Source organism: Actinoallomurus oryzae (assembly GCF_039541955.1).
Classification (GTDB): domain Bacteria; phylum Actinomycetota; class Actinomycetes; order Streptosporangiales; family Streptosporangiaceae; genus Actinoallomurus; species Actinoallomurus oryzae.
On record NZ_BAABHF010000010.1, the window covers coordinates 290,814 to 308,394 of the forward strand.

The following is a 17,581-nucleotide window of genomic DNA, read 5'->3' on the forward strand; positions in this document are numbered from 1 at the left end:
GCGCTGGAGCGGCAGGACGGCGAAACGGTCGTCGGACTGAAGTCGGCCCGGTCTTGTGGACGGCTGATCGCTTGGGACGATGGGTCCCGGAGTTCACAAGTGCCGATGTCACGACCGGCCCGGCTGATGCGCGCCGCTCCGGTTTGAGGGGGCGCACCGGCGTCGCCGGCGGGGGCTGACCCGCCGTGACCCGGCGGTGGTGCCGCCGCATGACCTGGTGAACCGCACCTTCAGCGCGAGCGCGCCGAACCGGGTCTGGACCGCCGACATCACGTACGTGCCCACCGGTGAAGGGTGGTTGTACCTGGCGGTGGTGCTGGATGTGTTCTCCCGGCGGCCGGCAGCGTCGCGGACTGCTTCGACAACGCCGTCACCGAGAGCTTCTTCGCCACGTTGGAGACCGAACTGCTCGACCGGCACCACTTGTCCGCCCGCGCCCAGGCCGAGACCGCCTGCTCACCACTTGTCCGCCCGCGCCCAGGCCGAGACCGCCTGCTTCGACTTCATCGAAGGGTTCTTCAACCCCCGCCGCCGCCACTCGACCCCGGGCATGCTCGGCCCCGCCGAGTACGAAAGGAGACACGCCCGACCACCCGGCTACGCTGCCGCATAGCCACCTCGGCCTCGGCCAGCGAGCCGAGCAGCCGATAGGCGCGATTGATCAGCTGCCGCCGCTCGCTGATGATCACGGTGAGGGCTGGATCGGACCGGCCGTGTCCTGGCCTGATTACTCATGGGTGTCGCCGACCCTCCTTGGACTCATCTGCCCTCACCACTTCGACAAGACAGCGCACCGAATGTGAAGTCGGCGCCCCGCCTCACATTCTGCGGGGCGGTCTTGTCGTACCAGAAGAGACGAACACAGCGGGCAGGAAGCTCGGGAGACACCAGGATCCGCTTCTGCGTCCCCCGCGATCGCGTTGGGACGGCGAATCTGCTCGTTGTGACCCGCCACACACGACCAGCCAGGAGGCACCATGACGACTTCGGTTCCAGCAGCATCGTTCACTGACGCGGCGCCCGCGGAGACCCTGGAACGGGTGGCCGCCGCGTTGAGGGAGAACAATTTCGCCGTCGAAATCCTCGAAGACGCCGCCGCAGCGCGTACCCGCGTCAAAGACCTGGTTCCCGAGGGCGCCAGCGTGTTCACTGGGGCCAGCGAGACGCTCCGCCTGTCCGGCATCGATGAGGACCTCAACAGCAGCGGGCGATACGAGTCCGTCAAGGCACGCAGCGTGACCATGGACCGCGCCACCCAAATGGCCGAGATCTGGCGGATGCTCGCCTGCCCCGACGTCATTGTGGGCAGCGTCGCCGCGGTCACCGAGACCGGCTCCCTTGTGGCCGCCTCGGCCAGCGGAAGCCAGCTGGCCGGCTACTCGGGCGCCGCAGCCCGCGTGATCTGGGTCGTCGGAGCGCAGAAGGTGGTGCCTGACCTGAGCACCGCGCTGCGCCGCATCGAAGACCACTGCCTCTCGCTGGAAAACGAACGCTGCATGGAAGCCTACGGGGTGCCCAGTGCCCTCAACCGCATTCTCGTCCTCAACGCAGAACCCCACCCCGGGCGCGGCACCGTCCTGCTGCTCCGCGAAGCCATCGGATTCTGACACCGCCAGGAGTCATCCAGCCGAGACTGATCCAGGCAGGAGGCTGGACGATGATGACGCTTCGCAAGAGTGACCAGGCCTGGTACTCGAATTTCCCCACCTTGAGCGACTCGTTGCCGAAGATCGTGCCGGCTGGTGAGGAGCTCCCCCGACGCTTGCGGGTGCTGATGTCCGTAGCGCTCGGGGGAGCTCGTACGAATGCTCACACCCGGGGAGACGTGGAAGCGCACGCGTCGCGTGAGAGGGGCTGGACGATCTCGGCGATCGCCCGGCATCTTGATCGGGGCCGGAAGACCATCCGGGCGTATCCGGGCGGGCAACGCGATCCAGCCGAACATCCGTAAGGCGATCAAGTACAACAGCCGCAGAGCCATTCTGCGATCCTGCCGAAGCCGAGCCGCCGAGCGCAGCGAAACCCGAGGTCATACCCTGTGACGCAACAATCGGCACCCACAGGGCTAGGTGTGCATGTGGGGTTCGTTCGCCGGGCCTCGCCCGGATTGTGGATGGGGCACGGCATCGCCGTAAAGGATCGAGGCCCAGGCGTTGGTGAGGGTGTCGATGAGGACTTCCTCGTCATCGAATGGCGGAACTGCGGCTGCGGCGAGGTAGTAGAGGCGTTCTCCCAGCCAGGTCAGCGACGCGGCTGCGGCGCGCGTGTCCATGGAGCCGAGTCGTCGGCGGGCGTGGGGGTCGGATTCGATGCGGGCGGTGGCAGCGTCGGTGAACAGGTTCATCTGCTCGAGCCACAACTCCCGCAGCCCCTCATCCGATCCCCAGCTCTCCACGATGGCCATGAGAACGCCGGCATTGTCACGCCACAGCCGAGCCCCGTCGGCCACGCCTGCCCGAAGCGCAGTGACCGGATCCTGCTCCTGGTCGATCCAGGGGCGTGCCGCCTGCTGCCCCTGCGCGACGGCCTCGCGCACCAGTTCACCGAGCACGGCCTGTTTGCTCGGGAAGTAGAAGTAGAAGCTGGCCCGGGAAACCCCGGCGGCGGTCAGAATGTCGGCCACGCTGAGACTGTCGAAGCGGCGCTCCCGCAGCAACTCGCGCGTCGCGGACAAGATTCGCTCCCGTAGCTCGGCAGCATCCGGGGTCGGTCCGGATCGACGGGCAGAGCGCACGGTCCGTTTGGAAGGCATGCCACCCATCATAACCGTGTCCATACATGATGTATGGACACAAAGACCATACATGATGTATGGTCAGCGCTGTGACTCAGATAGCGATTCATTTGGTCGTCAGCGACCCGGACCATGCCGCCTCCTGGTACACCGAGGCGTTGGGGGCACGAGAGACGAGCCGCCTCACGCTTCCCGACGGCCGCACGCTGACCGTCGAACTCCTGCTCGGCGACACGGTCCTGGCGGTGGCGGGAGAAATGCCCGAGCGAGGCATGCGCACGCCGGCGGCGCTGGGCGGCACGCCCGCCGCGCTACACGTCCAGGTCTCCGATGCCGACGCCGCCTCGGCCCGGGCGCTGGAGGCCGGAGCCACGGTCTTCGAGCCGGTCCACGACGCATTCTGGGGTGACCGCACCGGCCAGTTCCTTGACCCGTTCGGGCATCGCTGGGCGTTGGACCAGCATGTGCGGGACGTGCCGCACGAGGAGATCGTCAGCCGGGCTGCCGAACTGTTCAGTGGATCGGCGACGGCATGAGGTACCGCACTTTGGGCATGAGCGGCCTTCGGATCTCCGAACTGATCCTGGGCGCGATGACGTTCGGGGAGCAGGGCGGGGTAGGCGCCCCGCTGTCGGAGTGTCGACGGATGCTGGATCTGTATGCCGAGGTGGGCGGCAACATGATCGACACCGCCGTCAACTACCGTGACGGGGCCAGCGAGGAGTTCCTCGGAGAGCTGCTGGGCCGCCGTCGCGAGTCGTTCGTGCTCGGGACGAAGTACACCGTCTCCCGTGACCGCGCCGACCCCAATGCCGCCGGGAACCACCGTAAGAACCTGCGTGCATCTTTGGAGACCAGCCTGCGCCGGCTGCGGACCGATTATCTGGACGTGTACTGGGTGCACATGTGGGACCGGCATACGCCGGTCGAGGAGACCATGCGTGCGCTGGACGACGCGGTGCAGGCAGGCAAGGTCCTGTACGTGGGAATCTCCGACGCGCCGGCCTGGGTCGTGTCCCGCGCCAACACGCTGGCGCAGTGGCGCGGTTGGAGTCCTTTCATCGGCCTCCAGGCCCCCTATAGCCTGCTCCAGCGCGACATCGAACGCGAACTGCTGCCGATGGCCGAGTCCCTTGGTCTGGGCGTCACCGCGTGGAGCCCGCTGGCCGGCGGGGTGCTGTCCGGGAAATACACGCGATCGGAGTCCGCCTCCGGCGGCCGGCTGGCCCCAGAGTCCCTTTCGGCCAGGGACCACGCCGTCGCCCGAGTCGTCCAAGATGTTGCCGACGAGCTCGGCGCCACGCCCTCACAGGTAGCGATCGCCTGGACGATGAACCGCTCCCCCGTGATCCACCCCATGGTCGGAGCGCGCACCGCGGACCAGCTCCGCGACAACCTCGCCGCCGTCGACCTCACCCTCCCGCCCAAGACCATCACCCGCCTGGAGGAGGCCACCGGCTTCGCCCTCGGCTTCCCCAACGACTTCATCGCCCAGACGTCCCCGTGGGTCTTCGGCTCCGCACTCATCGACCAACCCCTCAACACGACAACGCAATAGCCGTACGCCGGCGAACACGCCACCACTCGCGCGACGTGGGAGGCGGGCGGTCCCCGCTGTAGGTTCGAGCGATCTTCTCGGGGAGGCGTCCGTCTCCCCGAGAAGATCGCTCAGGCTCCATTAACCGTGCATGTACCAGTGGAGGATTGGTATCCGTGCAAGGCGCGGGTCACGTCACGTCGCGTGCGAATGTAACGAGTTCGTGTGGGTCGCGGTCGGATTCGTCGAGGCCGAAGCTGATGATCCGCCGAGGGTGTATGCGGATGATCGCGCCGTCCGTACCGGGCCAGGGGCCCTCCGGGACGTGGACCTGTTCGGCCGTGCCGCGGACCTCCAGGCAGCGAACCCGCCAAGGCTCCCGGGAGAGCACATCGTCGATGACGAACGCGACGCGGTGGTTACTGGCCACGTTGCGGAATTTGCGGGTGGTGCCCATCGACCGGCCGCCGATGTCGATCGTGTCGTGCTCGGTGTTGTAGCGGAACATGACCGGGGTGACCTGGACGGTCCCGTCGGGTTGGACGGTCGCCAGCCGGCCGAGGTCCTGGGTGCCCATGTAGGCGATCTCGAGGTTGGTGAAACGCATGGCGGATGTCCCTTCTGCTTCGGATCACACGCCGGTGGTGATCAGGGTCTTGCCGAACGCGGTGCGGCCCTCGATCACGGCGTGCGCCGCCCCGGCCCGCTCGAGCGGGAACGTCTGTCCGATGACCGGTGCGATCACGCCTGCGGCGGCCTCGCGCAGCGCCTGCTCGACATAGCGCGTGCGGTCGCGGTCGGACAGTTGCACCGCCTCGATACCGGTCACCGAGACCTCTCGCTCGTCGGCGGCCCGCCGGTCGATACTCGCGAAACGCCCGCTGGGCATGCCGTGCGCGGAGAACCGTCCCGCGCGGGCGGTGAGTGTGAAGCCGGCCTCACCGAGCGCGCCGCCGACATTGTCCAGCACGACGTCGGCGCCGTGCTCGCCGAACACCGCCCGTGCCTGCTCCACCCAGTCCGGCCGAGCAGAGTCGATCAACGCGTCGGGACCGAGCCGTGCGACCCGCTCCAGCTTCGCGCCACGGGCGACCGCGACCACCTTCGCCGCGCGGGCACGGGCGAGTCGCACACACAGCAACCCCAGGCCACCGCTGGCACCGATCACGAGCACTCCGTCGCGCGGGCCGACCTTCGCCGTGTCGAACAGGGCCAGCGCCGTCACTCCGTCATGCAACAAAGCCGCGGCCACCGTGAGGTCAACGCCGTCGGGCACCGCCACCGCCGCCTCCACCGCGACCACGACACGATCGGCGTAACCGCCCTCCCCACCGGTGTGGGCCACCACTCGGCGACCACACAGACTCTGGTCGACACCCGCACCGACCCGCACAACGCGACCGGCGACCCCGTTTCCCGGCACGTACGGCGGGCGCATCGGCCAAAAGCCCTGGCCCGCCCCTGAGCGCACCATCGTCTCCAGCCACAACGTGTCGATCACCTCAACACCGACCAGGACCTCCCCGGCGCCCGGCACCGGATCGGGCGTCTCGACCAACTCGAACACCTCCGGCCCACCGAACCTCGACACCATCGCTGCACGCACCACGCCCACGCTCCGTTCTCCCAACAGGGCTGACCGCTGGCTCTCGCTTCGCGGTGCCCGTTACGCTAGGAGTTCAACATTGGTTGAAGTCAAGCGTGGAGAGTCACCATGACCGGCAGCGTGACTGTGCTGCCCACGGCCACGTAGATGGGCCGGTGGGCCACCTGGCCCTCGCGGATCTTCACGTGGATCGCATCGATCAGCACGACCGGGTGAACCGCGTCGAGGGGGCGAAACTGCCACGCCGCCAGTTCCTCGGCGACCCGGTCGGTCACCCGGAAGATCAGATCACGGGAGACCTCCACGTCATAGATCTCCGCCAGATGCGCACGAATCTCGTCGGTGGTCAGCCCCTTGGCATAAAGACTGACGATGGCCTCGTCGAACCCTTCGATCCGGCGAGCGTGCTTGCGCACGATCTGAGGTTCGAACTCACCGGCCCGGTCTCGCGGGACCTGCAACGGCACCACACCGACCTCGGTCAGGACCGTCTTAGACGAGCGGCCGTTACGGTGATTGCCGCCCGGCTGTTCCGGGCGTGTGCTTTCCACTCCGGAGCGCACCGCGTAGCGGGCCTGCCAGTCGGGCGTTTGCTGCTCCTGGCGGACGCGGACTTGCAGGTCGCGGAGTTCTCGCGGGGGGGGGGGGGGGGGGGGAAGCTCACGTTCCGGGCGAGTTCGCGGGAGGTGGTGCACCGGGCGCGGACCGGGCAGGGCTGGCACTGCCCCTTGGTGAACGCGCGGGAGGGGGGTGGTACCCCGCCGTCGTCGGTGCGCCAGCGCAGACGGCCCGCCGCGTCGCGGTAGTAGTTCTGCACCATGATCTGCCGCAGGACCTGGAGGCGGGGACCGAACGCGCGGTCTGCCCCGTGCTGATAGAGGTCTAGCCGGGTCGCGTACCGCGGCCGGTACGTGGGTGGAATCGGTGCGCTGCGTGGTGCGTTCGCGCACGAGCCCGGCATCCTTGCGACGGGCCGGCGCGAGGTCCAGGAGGCGGTCGGCGCGATCGCCCTGGGCGAGACGGTCGCGGAAGTCGGCCAGCACGCGGTGGTGGAAGCCGGGGTATTCAGCTATTTGGCCAGGGCGTATTTGAAGTCGATGCGGCAGCGGACCGCCTCGGCGGCATGTCGGTCCGACAGGTCTAGCAGGAACTGCAGCACACTGACGGTGGCAAGCTGAGCGGGCGAAAGACCGGGGCGCCCATCGCGCGGGTACCAGTCGGCGAAGTCTTCGTCGCACCACAGCCCGTCCAGCCGGTCACGTACCCACATCGCCGTCGTACCGCCCGGATTACTCGCCCGCGCGACCTGCGCAGTCAAAGACGGGACCTGCTCACCGGAACGGGGACGAAACGACGGACACCTCGGGACGCCTCGTGGCTCAGAAGGACGGCGTCACCGTGACCGTGTACGCGTTCGAGATCGCAGGCGAGCGGATCAAGCGCATGTGGGGAATACGCAACCCCGGCAAACGCCGGCCCTGGATCACGCACTGACCTGCCGTGCCTCGCAACCGCGGGGCTGTCGTCGGCGGCCTTGCGCGCGACCCGGAAGGCCATCACGTCGCGGGTACGGCCGGTTGACGACCCTGACACGGCTGCCGACCGGGACGGCGGAGAAGCCGATGACCAGCCGGGAGTGGAACACCGCGGCAACGGTACGGCGGCCGCGGCCTGACATTTCCGGGGGCTGCGTCGTCGTACTGGTAGAAGCAAAGATCCCACACCGATTTGAAGGGACGGGTAGCGATGCCCACGCGACGCGAGGAAGACGAAGCCGAGATCAGGCAGCGGCTCGACCAGGTCATCGAAGGAATCGGGGCCAAGGACATCGAAGGCCTGAAGCGGCTCTACGCCACGGACGTCGTGTCCTTCGACGTCGAGCCACCGCTTCAGCATGTAGGCGTAGAGGCGAAGATGAAGAATTGGGTGAGGGCGTTCGCGTTCTTCCAGGATTTGAAGTACGAACTCCGCGACCTGGCCATCACCGTGGGCGATGATGTGGCATTCGGACACGGTTTCGGGCGGCTCAGCGGCACACTGCCGAACGGAACGGCGACGGACGGGATGTGGGTCCGGGGCACCTTCTGCTTCCGGAAGCTCGACGGCGATTGGTTGATCGTGCACGACCAGGCTTCTGTGCCATTCGACATTGCCAGCGGCAAGGGAGTCACCGACCTCGAGCCCTGACGGCCGCAGAGGTCTCGGAGCGCCGCCGGCGGCGCCATCCGTTGAGCCGCTGCCCTGGTCTCGGTCGCGCGGGCCAGGGCGCGGCGATGCCGCCGCCGGTGACGCCCCCGTTCGGGCTGCTCCATGCATGAGGGCGTCTCCGGGGACCTTCAGGCTCCGTGTCAGCCAAGGGTGGCGGTAACTGGTCAGCTCCCGGTGTCGGGTTGGCGGAGGCGGGGTTCTCTCGGGTCTTCACAGTGCTTCGAGGCCAAGATCGAAAAGCAGCGGCAGGAAGCCACTGGTCACACGGTTCGGCGGCATTCCCCTCAAGCGGCAGCGGGACGCGGTCGTCACCGACCGCCTCCCGGTCCCGGGCATCGTCCGCCACAAGGAACTGGTCACCCGAGTTGGCCCGACATGAGCGGTGCTCGGCCGCCCACCAGACCATCACCGCCTCGGCCCACACCCGAGCCGCCGCAGTGTTGCGCCGCTGTCGGATCCCCAGGCGGTGACCGCATCGGCCGAGCCGGACGATGTGGTGGTCGAAGAGCGTCGGCTGAGGGACTACGACGCGCTGGCTGGGCGTCGAGCGGTTGGCCTGATGGCCAAGTCCGTCACCGCCACGACCCACCAGCCGGCCGCGGCCGCGCCGCCGAGCGACCTGAACTGCCTGACCCGGGCGCTGAAGGCGCCGCTCTTGGCGGCCTCGGTGGAGCGGCTGGCCCAACGAGCCCGGACCGAGTCCTGGCGGAGAAACGGCGCCCGATCAAGCGGGCCAAAGGACGATCCGCCGAAGCGGTGAGTCCGCCCGCGATGTGGCTGTGACGCTTCGCACCGCCCGGACGGTGGAACCGGTGTTGGTCCTTGCCTCTCTTTCGCGAGGTCCTCGGCGCGGGCGAACTGCATTCAACGCGCCGAGAGGCAAGGACTTCGTTCTCATGCCTGAATTGTGCCCAAATAAGGCGGTTTAAGAAACTTTGGGGCGCCATGCAACCTATGGCGGCTTCCGTGCGTACTTGATGGCGCAGATGGGAGAGCGGAGTTCTCGTGAACGAATTTTTTCAGCGCCCGTGCAGTCATGCGGCACGGTCACGCGCGTCCCTCAGCACGTCACAAAGGCTGGTGGCGGCTTCGGTGGTCGTGGTGGCCGCCGCCACGGTGTTGACCGGCTGCGGAGGGCATCACCAGACGGGTTCGGGCGGGAGTCCTACGCCGGGTACGGCGGCGTTGCCGCAGGCGACCACGTACACCACGCTGAAGGGCCTGTCGCTGGATTCCGGTACGGCCGGCGGCGGTGGCGGCACGGTGGTGCATCCTGCGGTGTCGGTCCCGATATCGGCCACACCGGGCGGGCCGCCGGTGGCGGTGCTCCCCAGCAAGGAGCTGGGCAGCCCGACCTGGGTGCCGGTCGTGGAGACCAAACCGGGCTGGCAGCGGGTGTTGTTGCCGTCCCGGCCGAACCGTGCAACGGGATGGATCCCCACCAACGGCAAGGAGCAGACCGCGCACAGTTCCTACCTCATCAAGGTCCAGCGGTCCGCGCGGCGGCTCACGCTCATCAAGGCCGGCCGCACGCTCGGCACCTGGAGCGTCGCGGTCGGCGCCGCCAAGACGCCCACACCCACCGGGCGTACCTTCCTCCTCGCCTCACTGGCTCCCGCCAAGGCGACCTACAGCCCGCTCATCCTGCCGCTCGGCGCACACTCCGACACCCTGGACTCGTTCGGCGGCGGACCCGGCACAGTGGCGCTCCACGGCTGGCCGGACGCCTCCGTTTTCGGCAAAGCGGCCACACATGGCTGCGTACGGGTGCCCGCGGACGCACTGAGCAAACTGTCCCGAGTACCGCTCGGGACCACTGTCCGGGTCACGGACTGATCTCGGCCACGTACCCGGTCTTCTGAAGACCGACCCCCGCTTCGGTCACGACCCCCTGTTCACCTTGAAGGAGATACTTCTGTGCGTCTGACTCAACTGACCGTGATCGCGGCTGCCGCGGGAGTGATCGCCACGCCGCTGGCCATCGCGGCTCCCGCCTCGGCGACCGCAGCGGGAAGCGGCTCGGCGTTCGGCATCGCCGCCACCGGCCTGGTGACCATCCCCCCGACGCCGGCCGTGTCGTCCGAGGCCGAGCAACCGGCCCGCAAGAGACTCGCCGGGCTGCCGTCCAACCCACTGGCCTCCGCGTCGGTGCTGTCGGTGTCCGCCTGGGCCGGTCACGGGCGGGCCAGCGTCACCGAACTGCGACTGGCCAAGGCCGGGCTGTCGGCCAAGCTGGTCTTCGCCAAGTGCGAGAACGGCAACGGCATCTCCCACCTGGGCAAGGCCACTCTGTCCGGGAAGAAGCTCAAGGTGAGCCCCAAGCCGAACACCGGCCTCACGGTGCCGATCCAGGGCGTCGGCACGGCCTCGGTCATTCTCAACAAGCAGGTCCAGGGCCCCGGCGGCGGCATCACCGTCACCGCGATCGAGCTGACCCTGCACCTCGCGGCGGGCAAGACCCAAACCGTCAGCATCGCCTCAGTCACCTGCGGCCCCGCGAAGTCGGAAACCCCGCCCCCCGGCGACCCGGGCACCCCCAGCCCGACGCCGACCACGAGCGCGCCGCCCGGTGAGGCACCGGCACCCACCCCGGTCCCCGGCGACATCCCCGTGACCGGCTGACACCACAACCCCGACGGTCGCGGTGGGGGATCAGCACACCGATCCCCCACCGTGACCGCACGCCACGACCGCCGTGCTCCCGCCGTAGCCCCCCGCAGACCCACAGCGACCGGGCACGCCGTGGGGATGTCACCGTCGCACATCCCTTCGCCGAACGAACCGCCGCCGACTGGGACCCACAACCGAGGAGACGACCGTGGCCGACTGGCGAATCGACGCCGACACCCTCACGCTCATCGAAAAGGGACGACCACGCCCGAACGGATACACCTGGGCCGAATTCAGCGCGATCGAGCGTCCGGCCTGCCCTACCTGCGGCGAACCGATCTACGTCACCCCTATCGGCGTCGAAACCGACGGAAGCGATGAGACGCTGTACGTCCCCGGCCGCGCCCGGTGCGTACACGGCTGCTACCGCCGCTGACCGGCTCCAACCAGCCATAACGATCACTGGCCGCGAGGTCGCCCGCAGGCGTGCGCGCACGAGGTCAGGCGAAGCCTGCTGCCGAGTGCGGAACCCGCCTTTCCCTGAAGCCTCTGCAGATCTCCGGCCCGTGGAGGTTCTAGTTGGGCGGGAGCAGCTTGTCGATCACACTGGTCGGCGGTGTGCTCGTCGCGCGGGTCACCGTTCTTCCAGCGGTCCCTGCGGGGCCCTGGTCGGCGTCGGTGTCCGGGCGTTGTCTCCCGTCATGGCCCGTGGGGCTCCCAGAAGGCCGGCGGGGCGGGCTCGGAACGGCGGTCGCCCCGCGCGGTGTTTCCGTGGAACGGGAATCCCCACCGGCCGATCCACGAGGCCACGGGGAGACCGGGCCGTACGGCGTGGCAGATCGGGTCGGTGGCGCCGCGGCGGCGCCGGGTTTTCGCCCTACCAGCCAATCGGTGCGGGCCGCGAGCACCGCGGTCACCGCCGCGGCCACCGCCAGCACCACCGAGGCACCGGCGAATGCCCTCACGCGCCGTCGTGTCGCGGAGGCACGCTGGGAGTGCCGCGGGCGACGAGGTTCCCGGTCCGGCGATTCGACACGGCCCTCGGACACGACACGGCCCTCGGGCACGACGGGGACCTCGCGGCCGGTAGAGGCCGCGGGACCGGCGGGGGCCTCGGGATCAGCGTCGGCTTCAGCGACCGGGCGGACCCCGGGACTGAGCCAGGCGGAAAGCTCGCGGGCGGACGGACGTTCCGCCGGGTCCTTGGCGAGCGCCGCCTCCACTGCTCGCCGCAGTGACGGCTCCAGCCCGTCGAGATCGGGTGGCTCGTGGATCGTCCGCTGCGCGACCGCTTCGAAGTCGCCCTGGCCAAAGGGATTACGGCCAGTTCCGGCATAGGCGAGAAGGCAGCCCCAACCGAACACATCGGCCCCGGGAGTGGCGGGGCCTTCGGTGAGCCGTTCCGGTGAGATCCAGCCAGGGCTACCCATGACGACGCCGCTGCTGGTCATGCCCCCGGACGCCGGGATCTGCCGGGCGATACCGAAGTCGATCAGGCGAAGGCCAGAAGGAGGCAGCAAGACGTTGGCCGGCTTCAGATCCCGATGGATCAACCCGACGTGATGGACAGCGGCCAGCGCACGCGCGACACCCACGGCCAGCGCCCGCAGCTGCACAGACGGGAGCGGGCCGTCGTTCTCGACGACGTCCTCAAGCGAGCGGCCTTGAACATACTCGGTGACGATGTACGGCGGCATCTGATCTGTACCGTCATCCAACAGCCGAGCCGTGTACGCTGACGGAACCCGACGTAGGCAGGCCGCCTCGGCTCGAAGGCGGCGCCGCTCCTGGTCGGTGGCGTCCTTGTAAGCGGCCTTGACGGCGACGAGGCTGCCGCGCCGATCACTCGCCAGATAGACGACGCCCATCCCCCCGCATCCCAATCGGCCGACCAGCTCATAGCCGCCGATCTCGACAGGATCCGTGGCCTGAAGCAGCTCCACACCAGGAGGCAGAACCGAGCCTCCTTCACCAGTCGCCGACAACGACACCATCCGTACGCCCCTCCGACCGTCGAGACGACTCCAGCCAACCAAGAATTCGCGGACGCTTCAGACTTCGAGGCGAAACCCGAAACGGCAGACGCAGCGGCCACCGAAAAAAACTCGGCACTATCCCCCTCAGCGCCAGACCCGACGAACCTGTTACCGCTAGCGATCACCAGCACTGCCTGCCGTGCCTTGCGATGGCCTGTAGGGGCGCTTCCCCAGGCCCGTTACAGGCTCTTCGATTCGGGGCTCAACGGTCGTGGGCCTGGTTCAGGAAGCCGGTGACGACGGCGTAGAAGTCGTGCGGCCGCTCCTCCTGCAGGTGGTGGGAGGCGTGATCCATGACGTACAGATGACCTCGCGGCACGATCCGGGCGAGCATCAGCGGATAGTCGGGCGTGAGGAATGCGTCGTACATTCCCCAGGCGAACAACACGGGGGCTGTGATGCGCCCCAGCTCGTCGGTGAGGTCCTGCCAGTCGCCGCGCGGGTTGTCCGACGCCGCCGCGAGCGCCATCTCCTCCGGGTCGAGGCTCTGCTGATGGCGCAGGGAGACGGTCTGGTCCGGGATCGCATCGGGGTCGTACCACTCCAGCCGTGCCATGAGATCGCGCATCTTCTCCCACGACGGACCGCTGCCGCCGTAGTAGGCGTCGCGGGCGTTGCGACCGCGACGGGTGCCCTCCGGCAACGGCGCGAGCGGGCCATAGAACACCGGCATGCTGCCGGTGACCACCAGCGAGCGCACCCGCTCGGGATACTTCGCCGCCAGGTTGAGCGCGATCGTGCCGCCCCAGGAGTTGCAGATGAAGTCGGCCCGGGCGATGTCGAGCGCGTCCATGAGCGCGACGGTCTTCGCGGCGTGGAAGTCCCACATCGGCCCGGTGATGACGCACTTCTCCGACCGGCCGTACTGCAGGATGTCGACCAGGTAGCACTCGCGGTCGCGCGCGAACATCGGTGCGACGGGGCCGAAGTCCGACCAGGCCGTACAGCCCGGCCCACCGCCGTGTAGGAAGATCGTCGGGCTGCCCGTACCCATGCGCAGGTAGTGGTACTTCACGCCGTCGGCGTCGGCGTACGCCCCCTCGGGAGCCGGCTGGATGTCCATGACGGGATCCTCGCGCCGCGACGGCCGTACGCCGAAGCTCGCCGGTCCGCTGAGCGGTCCGCGGTCCTTACCACCCGCGGGCGCCGTGCGTAGCGTGCGCCGCAGGGAACCACCCCGGGAGGTGTCGTTTGGAAGCCGTGGTCACCGCGGTCGATGTCGCCGAGCAGCGCGCTCGCGCCCTCGTCGGCCGGGCCGAGCACCGATCGCTCGGCGTCGTACGGGCGGCCGCGGCCGCGGAGTTCGCGCGGGCCGCCGGGGAGACCTCTCCGCGCCTGATCGACCCGGAGCACGCCGCCTTCGTCGTCCACCCGATGTACGTCGTCAGTCTGCTGCGCGGCGCGGCGGGCGCCGACGACGAGGAGTTCCGCCCGGACGGGATGTACCGAGACGAGGTTCCGGGGACCGACGGTCTGGACGTCGCCCTGATGGCCGGTGGCCAGGACGTGCGCTGGGTCGCCGACGTACGGCCCGGCGACCGGATCGATGTACGGCGCACGCTTACGACGGTCGAGCGCAAGGGGCGCGGCGCCGGTTTCCTGCTGTTGACCGTCGAGAAGACCTATGGAACGGCCGAGCGCGGTGTCCTCGCCGAGGTCACGGAAAGGTTCATCGTCCGATGACGAACCAGGACGTCTCCGCCGCGGCTGACAACGCAACGGGCCGACCGACGATGCCCGGTGCGAAGATCGCGCCCGTACGGGCGGTGCCCGACGCGGTCCGGCTGCTGCGGTTCGGCGCGGTGACCCGGAACGCGCACCGCATCCACTACGACGCGGAGTTCGCCCGCTCCGAGGGGCTGGCCGGCCCCGTCGTCATGGCGCAGCTGCACGGTTGCCTCCTCCACCGGGCGGCGACCGCCTTCGCCGACGGCGATCCCCGCGCCGTCCGCGCGCTCGGATGGCAGAACCGCGCACCCGCCCGTCCCGGTGACCGTCTCATCGTCACCGGCATCGTACGCACGGTCGACGACGCGACCGGCGAGGTCACGCTCGACCTGGAGGAGACCCTCGACGACGGCACCGTCTGCTGCCTCGGACACGCCGTCGTGGCCCTGCGGTCATAAGCGCCCGTGTGCCGCCCCGCCGACGTCACGCCGGGTGGACGCGCGGATGTGTCCGATGGAAACGGTGACGGCGCCGCCCACAGGCGACGCCGTCACCACGACGGGCGGACACGGATCAGTCCATCGTCAGGGCGACCTTGCCGACCGCCGCGCCGCTGCGCAGGCGTTCGGCGGCCTCCTCCAGCCGGTCGAGACCGTACCGCTCAATGTTCAGGGTGAGCTCGCCGGAGGCGATCTCGGCCAGGAGACGCTCGCCCACTTCGGCGAGGCCGCGGCCTCGCGTCATCAGGTTGACCGGCAGCAACGCGACATCGGCGAGCAGGAAGTCCGCCAGATCGACGGAGAACTCGCGGCCGGCGGAGTAGCCGATCAGGGTGGCCCGGCCACCCGGCCGGACGAGCCCGAGCGCGGCGGCCAGCACGGGCCCTCCGACGGTGTCGATGAGCACCTCGACCGGCCCGCCCAGTGCCTCGGCCGACAGGTCGGCGGCCAGGACCGCCTTGGCACCGGCGGGGACATGTTCGAGCTTGGCCGGCCGGCCGACGACGCCGATCACCTCCGCCCCCGCTCGTACGGCGAGTTGCACCGCCATGGAGCCGACGGCACCGGCCGCGCCGGTGACCAGGACCCGCTCGCCCTCGCCGACCGCCGCGACGTCGTGCACGGCCGCCCACGCCGTACCGGCCGGGGAGAAGAAGGAGCAGGCCAGGGCGGGATCCGTACCGGCCGGCGTGGCGACGGCGGCCTTGTCCGGGACGACGGCGTGTTCGGTCCAGCCCCCGTCACGGCGCAATCCCAGCCCGGAGCCGTTCAGCCGGACCAGCGAGCCGATCGGGTGGACGTCCGACGCGACGACCGTGCCGCAGGCGTTCGTGCCCGGGACGAATGGCAGCGTGGGCAGGATGCCGAAGCGACCGTCCACGATGTTCAGGTCGAGGTGGCCGACCTGGGCGGCGTGCACTCGAACGAGCGTCTCGCCTGGCGCGCGCGGCGGCACGGGCCTTTCCACGAGTTGCGGCAGCGACCCGAACCGTTCCAAGATCAGTGCTCGGGAGCTTTCAGGGCCTTCAGTCACAGTTTCACCCCATAGCGGCGCAGGACACGTGTGGAGACGACGCGCAGGACCCGGTCGAAGACGAAGCCGAGGATGCCCAGCGTGATGATGCCGACGAACACCCAGTCGATACGACCGTAGTTCCGCGACGTCCAGATCAGCGCGCCGAGGCCGACCTGCGCCGCCACGATCTCGGCCGAGACGATGGTCAGGAAGCTGTTGCCCATGGCCAGGCGGGCGCCCGTGATGATGTGCGGCACCGTGGCGGGCAGCACGACGCTCCGCATGACCTGCCATCGGTTCGCGCCCAGGCTGGTGGCCGCGCGGAGCTTGGACTCGTTGACGGACAGGACGCCGGCGATGGTGTTCAGCGTGACGATGAAGACGGACGTGTAGAAGATCAGCACGACCTTCGACGACTCGCCGATGCCCAGCCACACCACCGCCAGGGTGACGAAGGCGACCGGCGGGATGAACCGGAAGAACTCGATGTACGGGTCGAGTAGCTGCCGGATCACGGTGAGGCGGCCCATGAGCAGGCCCACGGGCACGCCGACGACCAGCCCGAGACCCCAGCCGATGAGGATGCGGCGGCTGGAGGCGATGACGGAGTTCAGCAGCGTGCCGTCCGACGCGAGTTCCTTGGCCGCGGTGATGGTCTGCGCCGGCGAAGCGACGAGCGCGGAGCCGTACTGCATCGCCACGAGCTGCCAGATCCCGACGCCGATGGCAATGGAGATCAGGTACATGCCGACGGTGCGGATGCGGCCGGAGGCCACGCCGGATCGCCGGCCCCGGACCCGGGGGGCGGTGTCCGCCTGCTCGACGGTGTCGACGGTCGTCACCCGTCCTCCTCTCCGGTGGCGAGCCCCTGCTCGCGCAGGGCCGCGCGGACCTCCTGGCCGATGTCCTGCCGCAGCTTCTGGTGCAGCGCGATCGCCTCCGCCGACGTCTCGTCGCGGGGCCGGGGCAGGTCCACCCGGTAGATGTTCTTGATCGTGGCCGCCGGACCCGCCGTCATCACCGCGATGCGGTCGGCGAGGATGATCGCCTCGTCGATGTCGTGGGTGACGAACACGACGGTGCACCCGGACTCCCGCCAGATGCGGTCCATCTCCTCCTGCATGACCTGCCGGGTCTGGGCATCCAGCGCGCCGAACGGCTCGTCCATGAGCACGATGCGCGGCCGGTTCGCCAGGACCCGGGCGATCTGCACCCGCTGCCGCATACCGCCCGACAGCTGACCCGGGAACTTGCCGGCGAACTTGCGGAGGCCGACGAGCCCGAGGTACTCATCGGCCAGGGCGGCCTGCTCCGCACGGGACATGCCGCGCATGCGCGGGCCGAACGCGACGTTCTGCCGCACGGTGAGCCAGTCGAAGAGCGCTTCGCTGCTCTGGAACACCATGCCGCGTTCCGGCGACGGCCCGGTGACGGCCTGTCCGTCCACGGAGACGCTCCCGGTCGTGGCCGGGGTGAACCCGGCCAGTGCGGACAGCAGGGTCGACTTGCCGCACCCGCTCGGGCCCAGCAGACAGAGGAACTCCCCCGCGGCGACCTCAAGGGAGATGTCGGCGACGGCGTGGTAGGAGCCGAAGCTGATGTTCACGCTGTCGATGCGCGTGGCCGCACCGCGCGCGGCCTCTCGATCGATCTCGGTGGTCAAGCGT

Annotated in this window: 19 protein-coding genes and 2 pseudogenes; 11 read left to right on the forward strand and 10 right to left on the reverse strand. The window is 69.1% G+C overall.

Going from position 1 to position 17,581, the window contains the following annotated elements; genetic code table 11:
- Nucleotides 1-223: 223 nt before the first annotated feature.
- Together ABEA10_RS51020 and ABEA10_RS06250 are read left to right on the forward strand one after the other, a co-directional pair.
- Nucleotides 224-613, forward strand: a pseudogene (locus tag ABEA10_RS51020) (DDE-type integrase/transposase/recombinase); the annotation flags it as partial.
- A 364-nt stretch (nt 614-977) separates the two neighbouring features.
- Complete coding sequence (locus ABEA10_RS06250) at nt 978-1,607, forward strand: LUD domain-containing protein (RefSeq protein ID WP_345458580.1); 630 nt, start codon at nt 978-980, stop codon at nt 1,605-1,607.
- Between the two features lie 458 nt (nt 1,608-2,065).
- Here the strand turns inward: ABEA10_RS06250 and ABEA10_RS06255 are convergent, their stop codons facing one another.
- Entirely contained in the window at nt 2,066-2,674 is a 609-nt protein-coding gene (locus tag ABEA10_RS06255) for a TetR/AcrR family transcriptional regulator (RefSeq protein WP_345458582.1), read from the reverse strand.
- Between the two features lie 149 nt (nt 2,675-2,823).
- Between ABEA10_RS06255 and ABEA10_RS06260 the strand changes: the two genes are divergently transcribed.
- On the forward strand, nt 2,824-3,270 hold the full coding sequence (locus ABEA10_RS06260; protein WP_345458584.1) for a VOC family protein: 447 nt from the start codon (nt 2,824-2,826) through the stop codon (nt 3,268-3,270).
- Nucleotides 3,267-4,292, forward strand: a complete 1,026-nt coding sequence (locus ABEA10_RS06265) for an aldo/keto reductase (RefSeq protein ID WP_425550874.1) — start codon at nt 3,267-3,269, stop codon at nt 4,290-4,292. Before ABEA10_RS06260 ends, ABEA10_RS06265 begins: the two co-directional genes overlap by 4 nt.
- A gap of 169 nt (nt 4,293-4,461) precedes the next feature.
- Here ABEA10_RS06265 and ABEA10_RS06270 read toward each other — a convergent pair whose 3' ends face one another.
- From ABEA10_RS06270 to ABEA10_RS06285, 4 genes and pseudogenes are all read right to left on the reverse strand, one after another.
- A complete protein-coding gene (locus ABEA10_RS06270) occupies nt 4,462-4,878 on the reverse strand; it encodes a PPOX class F420-dependent oxidoreductase (protein ID WP_345458588.1) in 417 nt (138 codons plus the stop codon).
- Nucleotides 4,879-4,902: 24 nt separating this feature from the next.
- Nucleotides 4,903-5,880, reverse strand: a complete 978-nt coding sequence (locus ABEA10_RS06275; RefSeq protein ID WP_345458590.1) for a zinc-binding dehydrogenase — start codon at nt 5,878-5,880, stop codon at nt 4,903-4,905.
- A gap of 119 nt (nt 5,881-5,999) precedes the next feature.
- Nucleotides 6,000-6,395, reverse strand: a pseudogene (locus ABEA10_RS06280) (transposase); the annotation flags it as partial.
- A gap of 551 nt (nt 6,396-6,946) precedes the next feature.
- Nucleotides 6,947-7,195, reverse strand: coding sequence for a transposase (locus ABEA10_RS06285; protein WP_345458592.1), 249 nt, complete (start codon nt 7,193-7,195; stop codon nt 6,947-6,949).
- A 428-nt stretch (nt 7,196-7,623) separates the two neighbouring features.
- Here ABEA10_RS06285 and ABEA10_RS06290 point away from each other — a divergent pair, with 428 nt between their 5' ends.
- The 5 genes from ABEA10_RS06290 (at nt 7,624) to ABEA10_RS06310 (ending at nt 11,131) form a co-directional block, all read left to right on the forward strand.
- A complete protein-coding gene (locus ABEA10_RS06290; protein ID WP_345458594.1) occupies nt 7,624-8,064 on the forward strand; it encodes a YybH family protein in 441 nt (146 codons plus the stop codon).
- 487 nt (nt 8,065-8,551) lie between these two features.
- The gene (locus ABEA10_RS06295) at nt 8,552-8,845 is read left to right on the forward strand and encodes a hypothetical protein (RefSeq protein ID WP_345458596.1); all 294 of its coding nucleotides are present in this window, start codon (nt 8,552-8,554) and stop codon (nt 8,843-8,845) included.
- A 320-nt stretch (nt 8,846-9,165) separates the two neighbouring features.
- On the forward strand, nt 9,166-9,921 hold the full coding sequence (locus tag ABEA10_RS06300; protein WP_345458598.1) for a L,D-transpeptidase: 756 nt from the start codon (nt 9,166-9,168) through the stop codon (nt 9,919-9,921).
- Between the two features lie 81 nt (nt 9,922-10,002).
- Entirely contained in the window at nt 10,003-10,707 is a 705-nt protein-coding gene (locus tag ABEA10_RS06305) for a hypothetical protein (protein ID WP_345458600.1), read from the forward strand.
- Nucleotides 10,708-10,903: 196 nt separating this feature from the next.
- Nucleotides 10,904-11,131 carry a hypothetical protein gene (locus ABEA10_RS06310; RefSeq protein WP_345458602.1) on the forward strand — a complete coding sequence of 76 codons (228 nt, stop codon included), beginning with the start codon at nt 10,904-10,906 and terminating at the stop codon, nt 11,129-11,131.
- 139 nt (nt 11,132-11,270) lie between these two features.
- Here ABEA10_RS06310 and ABEA10_RS06315 read toward each other — a convergent pair whose 3' ends face one another.
- Together ABEA10_RS06315 and ABEA10_RS06320 are read right to left on the reverse strand one after the other, a co-directional pair.
- A complete protein-coding gene (locus tag ABEA10_RS06315; RefSeq protein WP_345458604.1) occupies nt 11,271-12,638 on the reverse strand; it encodes a serine/threonine-protein kinase in 1,368 nt (455 codons plus the stop codon).
- A gap of 295 nt (nt 12,639-12,933) precedes the next feature.
- On the reverse strand, nt 12,934-13,794 hold the full coding sequence (locus ABEA10_RS06320; RefSeq protein ID WP_345458606.1) for an alpha/beta fold hydrolase: 861 nt from the start codon (nt 13,792-13,794) through the stop codon (nt 12,934-12,936).
- A 137-nt stretch (nt 13,795-13,931) separates the two neighbouring features.
- Between ABEA10_RS06320 and ABEA10_RS06325 the strand changes: the two genes are divergently transcribed.
- Entirely contained in the window at nt 13,932-14,414 is a 483-nt protein-coding gene (locus ABEA10_RS06325) for an FAS1-like dehydratase domain-containing protein (protein ID WP_345459004.1), read from the forward strand.
- Nucleotides 14,411-14,857 (forward strand): hotdog family protein, encoded by a 447-nt coding sequence (locus ABEA10_RS06330; RefSeq protein WP_345458608.1) that lies wholly within the window; start codon nt 14,411-14,413, stop codon nt 14,855-14,857. The genes ABEA10_RS06325 and ABEA10_RS06330 overlap by 4 nt, the downstream gene beginning before the upstream one ends.
- Nucleotides 14,858-14,972: 115 nt before the next feature.
- Here ABEA10_RS06330 and ABEA10_RS06335 read toward each other — a convergent pair whose 3' ends face one another.
- From ABEA10_RS06335 to ABEA10_RS06345, 3 genes are read right to left on the reverse strand one after another with little or no spacing between them, the layout of a single operon-like run.
- Nucleotides 14,973-15,932 (reverse strand): quinone oxidoreductase family protein, encoded by a 960-nt coding sequence (locus tag ABEA10_RS06335; RefSeq protein ID WP_425550875.1) that lies wholly within the window; start codon nt 15,930-15,932, stop codon nt 14,973-14,975.
- The gene (locus tag ABEA10_RS06340) at nt 15,929-16,756 is read right to left on the reverse strand and encodes an ABC transporter permease (RefSeq protein WP_345458612.1); all 828 of its coding nucleotides are present in this window, start codon (nt 16,754-16,756) and stop codon (nt 15,929-15,931) included. The genes ABEA10_RS06335 and ABEA10_RS06340 overlap by 4 nt, the downstream gene beginning before the upstream one ends.
- Nucleotides 16,753-17,577, reverse strand: coding sequence for an ABC transporter ATP-binding protein (locus tag ABEA10_RS06345; protein ID WP_345458614.1), 825 nt, complete (start codon nt 17,575-17,577; stop codon nt 16,753-16,755). The genes ABEA10_RS06340 and ABEA10_RS06345 overlap by 4 nt, the downstream gene beginning before the upstream one ends.
- Nucleotides 17,578-17,581: the final 4 nt, after the last annotated feature.

Excerpts from the sequence above, each read along its gene's own strand:
- ABEA10_RS06250 (WP_345458580.1), top strand. The coding sequence starts at position 978 with ATGACGACTTCGGTTCCAGCAGCATCGTTCACTGACGCGGCGCCCGCG.
- ABEA10_RS06265 (WP_425550874.1), top strand. The coding sequence starts at position 3,267 with ATGAGGTACCGCACTTTGGGCATGAGCGGCCTTCGGATCTCCGAACTG.
- ABEA10_RS06270 (WP_345458588.1), bottom strand. The coding sequence starts at position 4,878 with ATGCGTTTCACCAACCTCGAGATCGCCTACATGGGCACCCAGGACCTC.
- ABEA10_RS06290 (WP_345458594.1), top strand. The coding sequence starts at position 7,624 with ATGCCCACGCGACGCGAGGAAGACGAAGCCGAGATCAGGCAGCGGCTC.
- ABEA10_RS06320 (WP_345458606.1), bottom strand. The coding sequence starts at position 13,794 with ATGGACATCCAGCCGGCTCCCGAGGGGGCGTACGCCGACGCCGACGGC.
- ABEA10_RS06330 (WP_345458608.1), top strand. The coding sequence starts at position 14,411 with ATGACGAACCAGGACGTCTCCGCCGCGGCTGACAACGCAACGGGCCGA.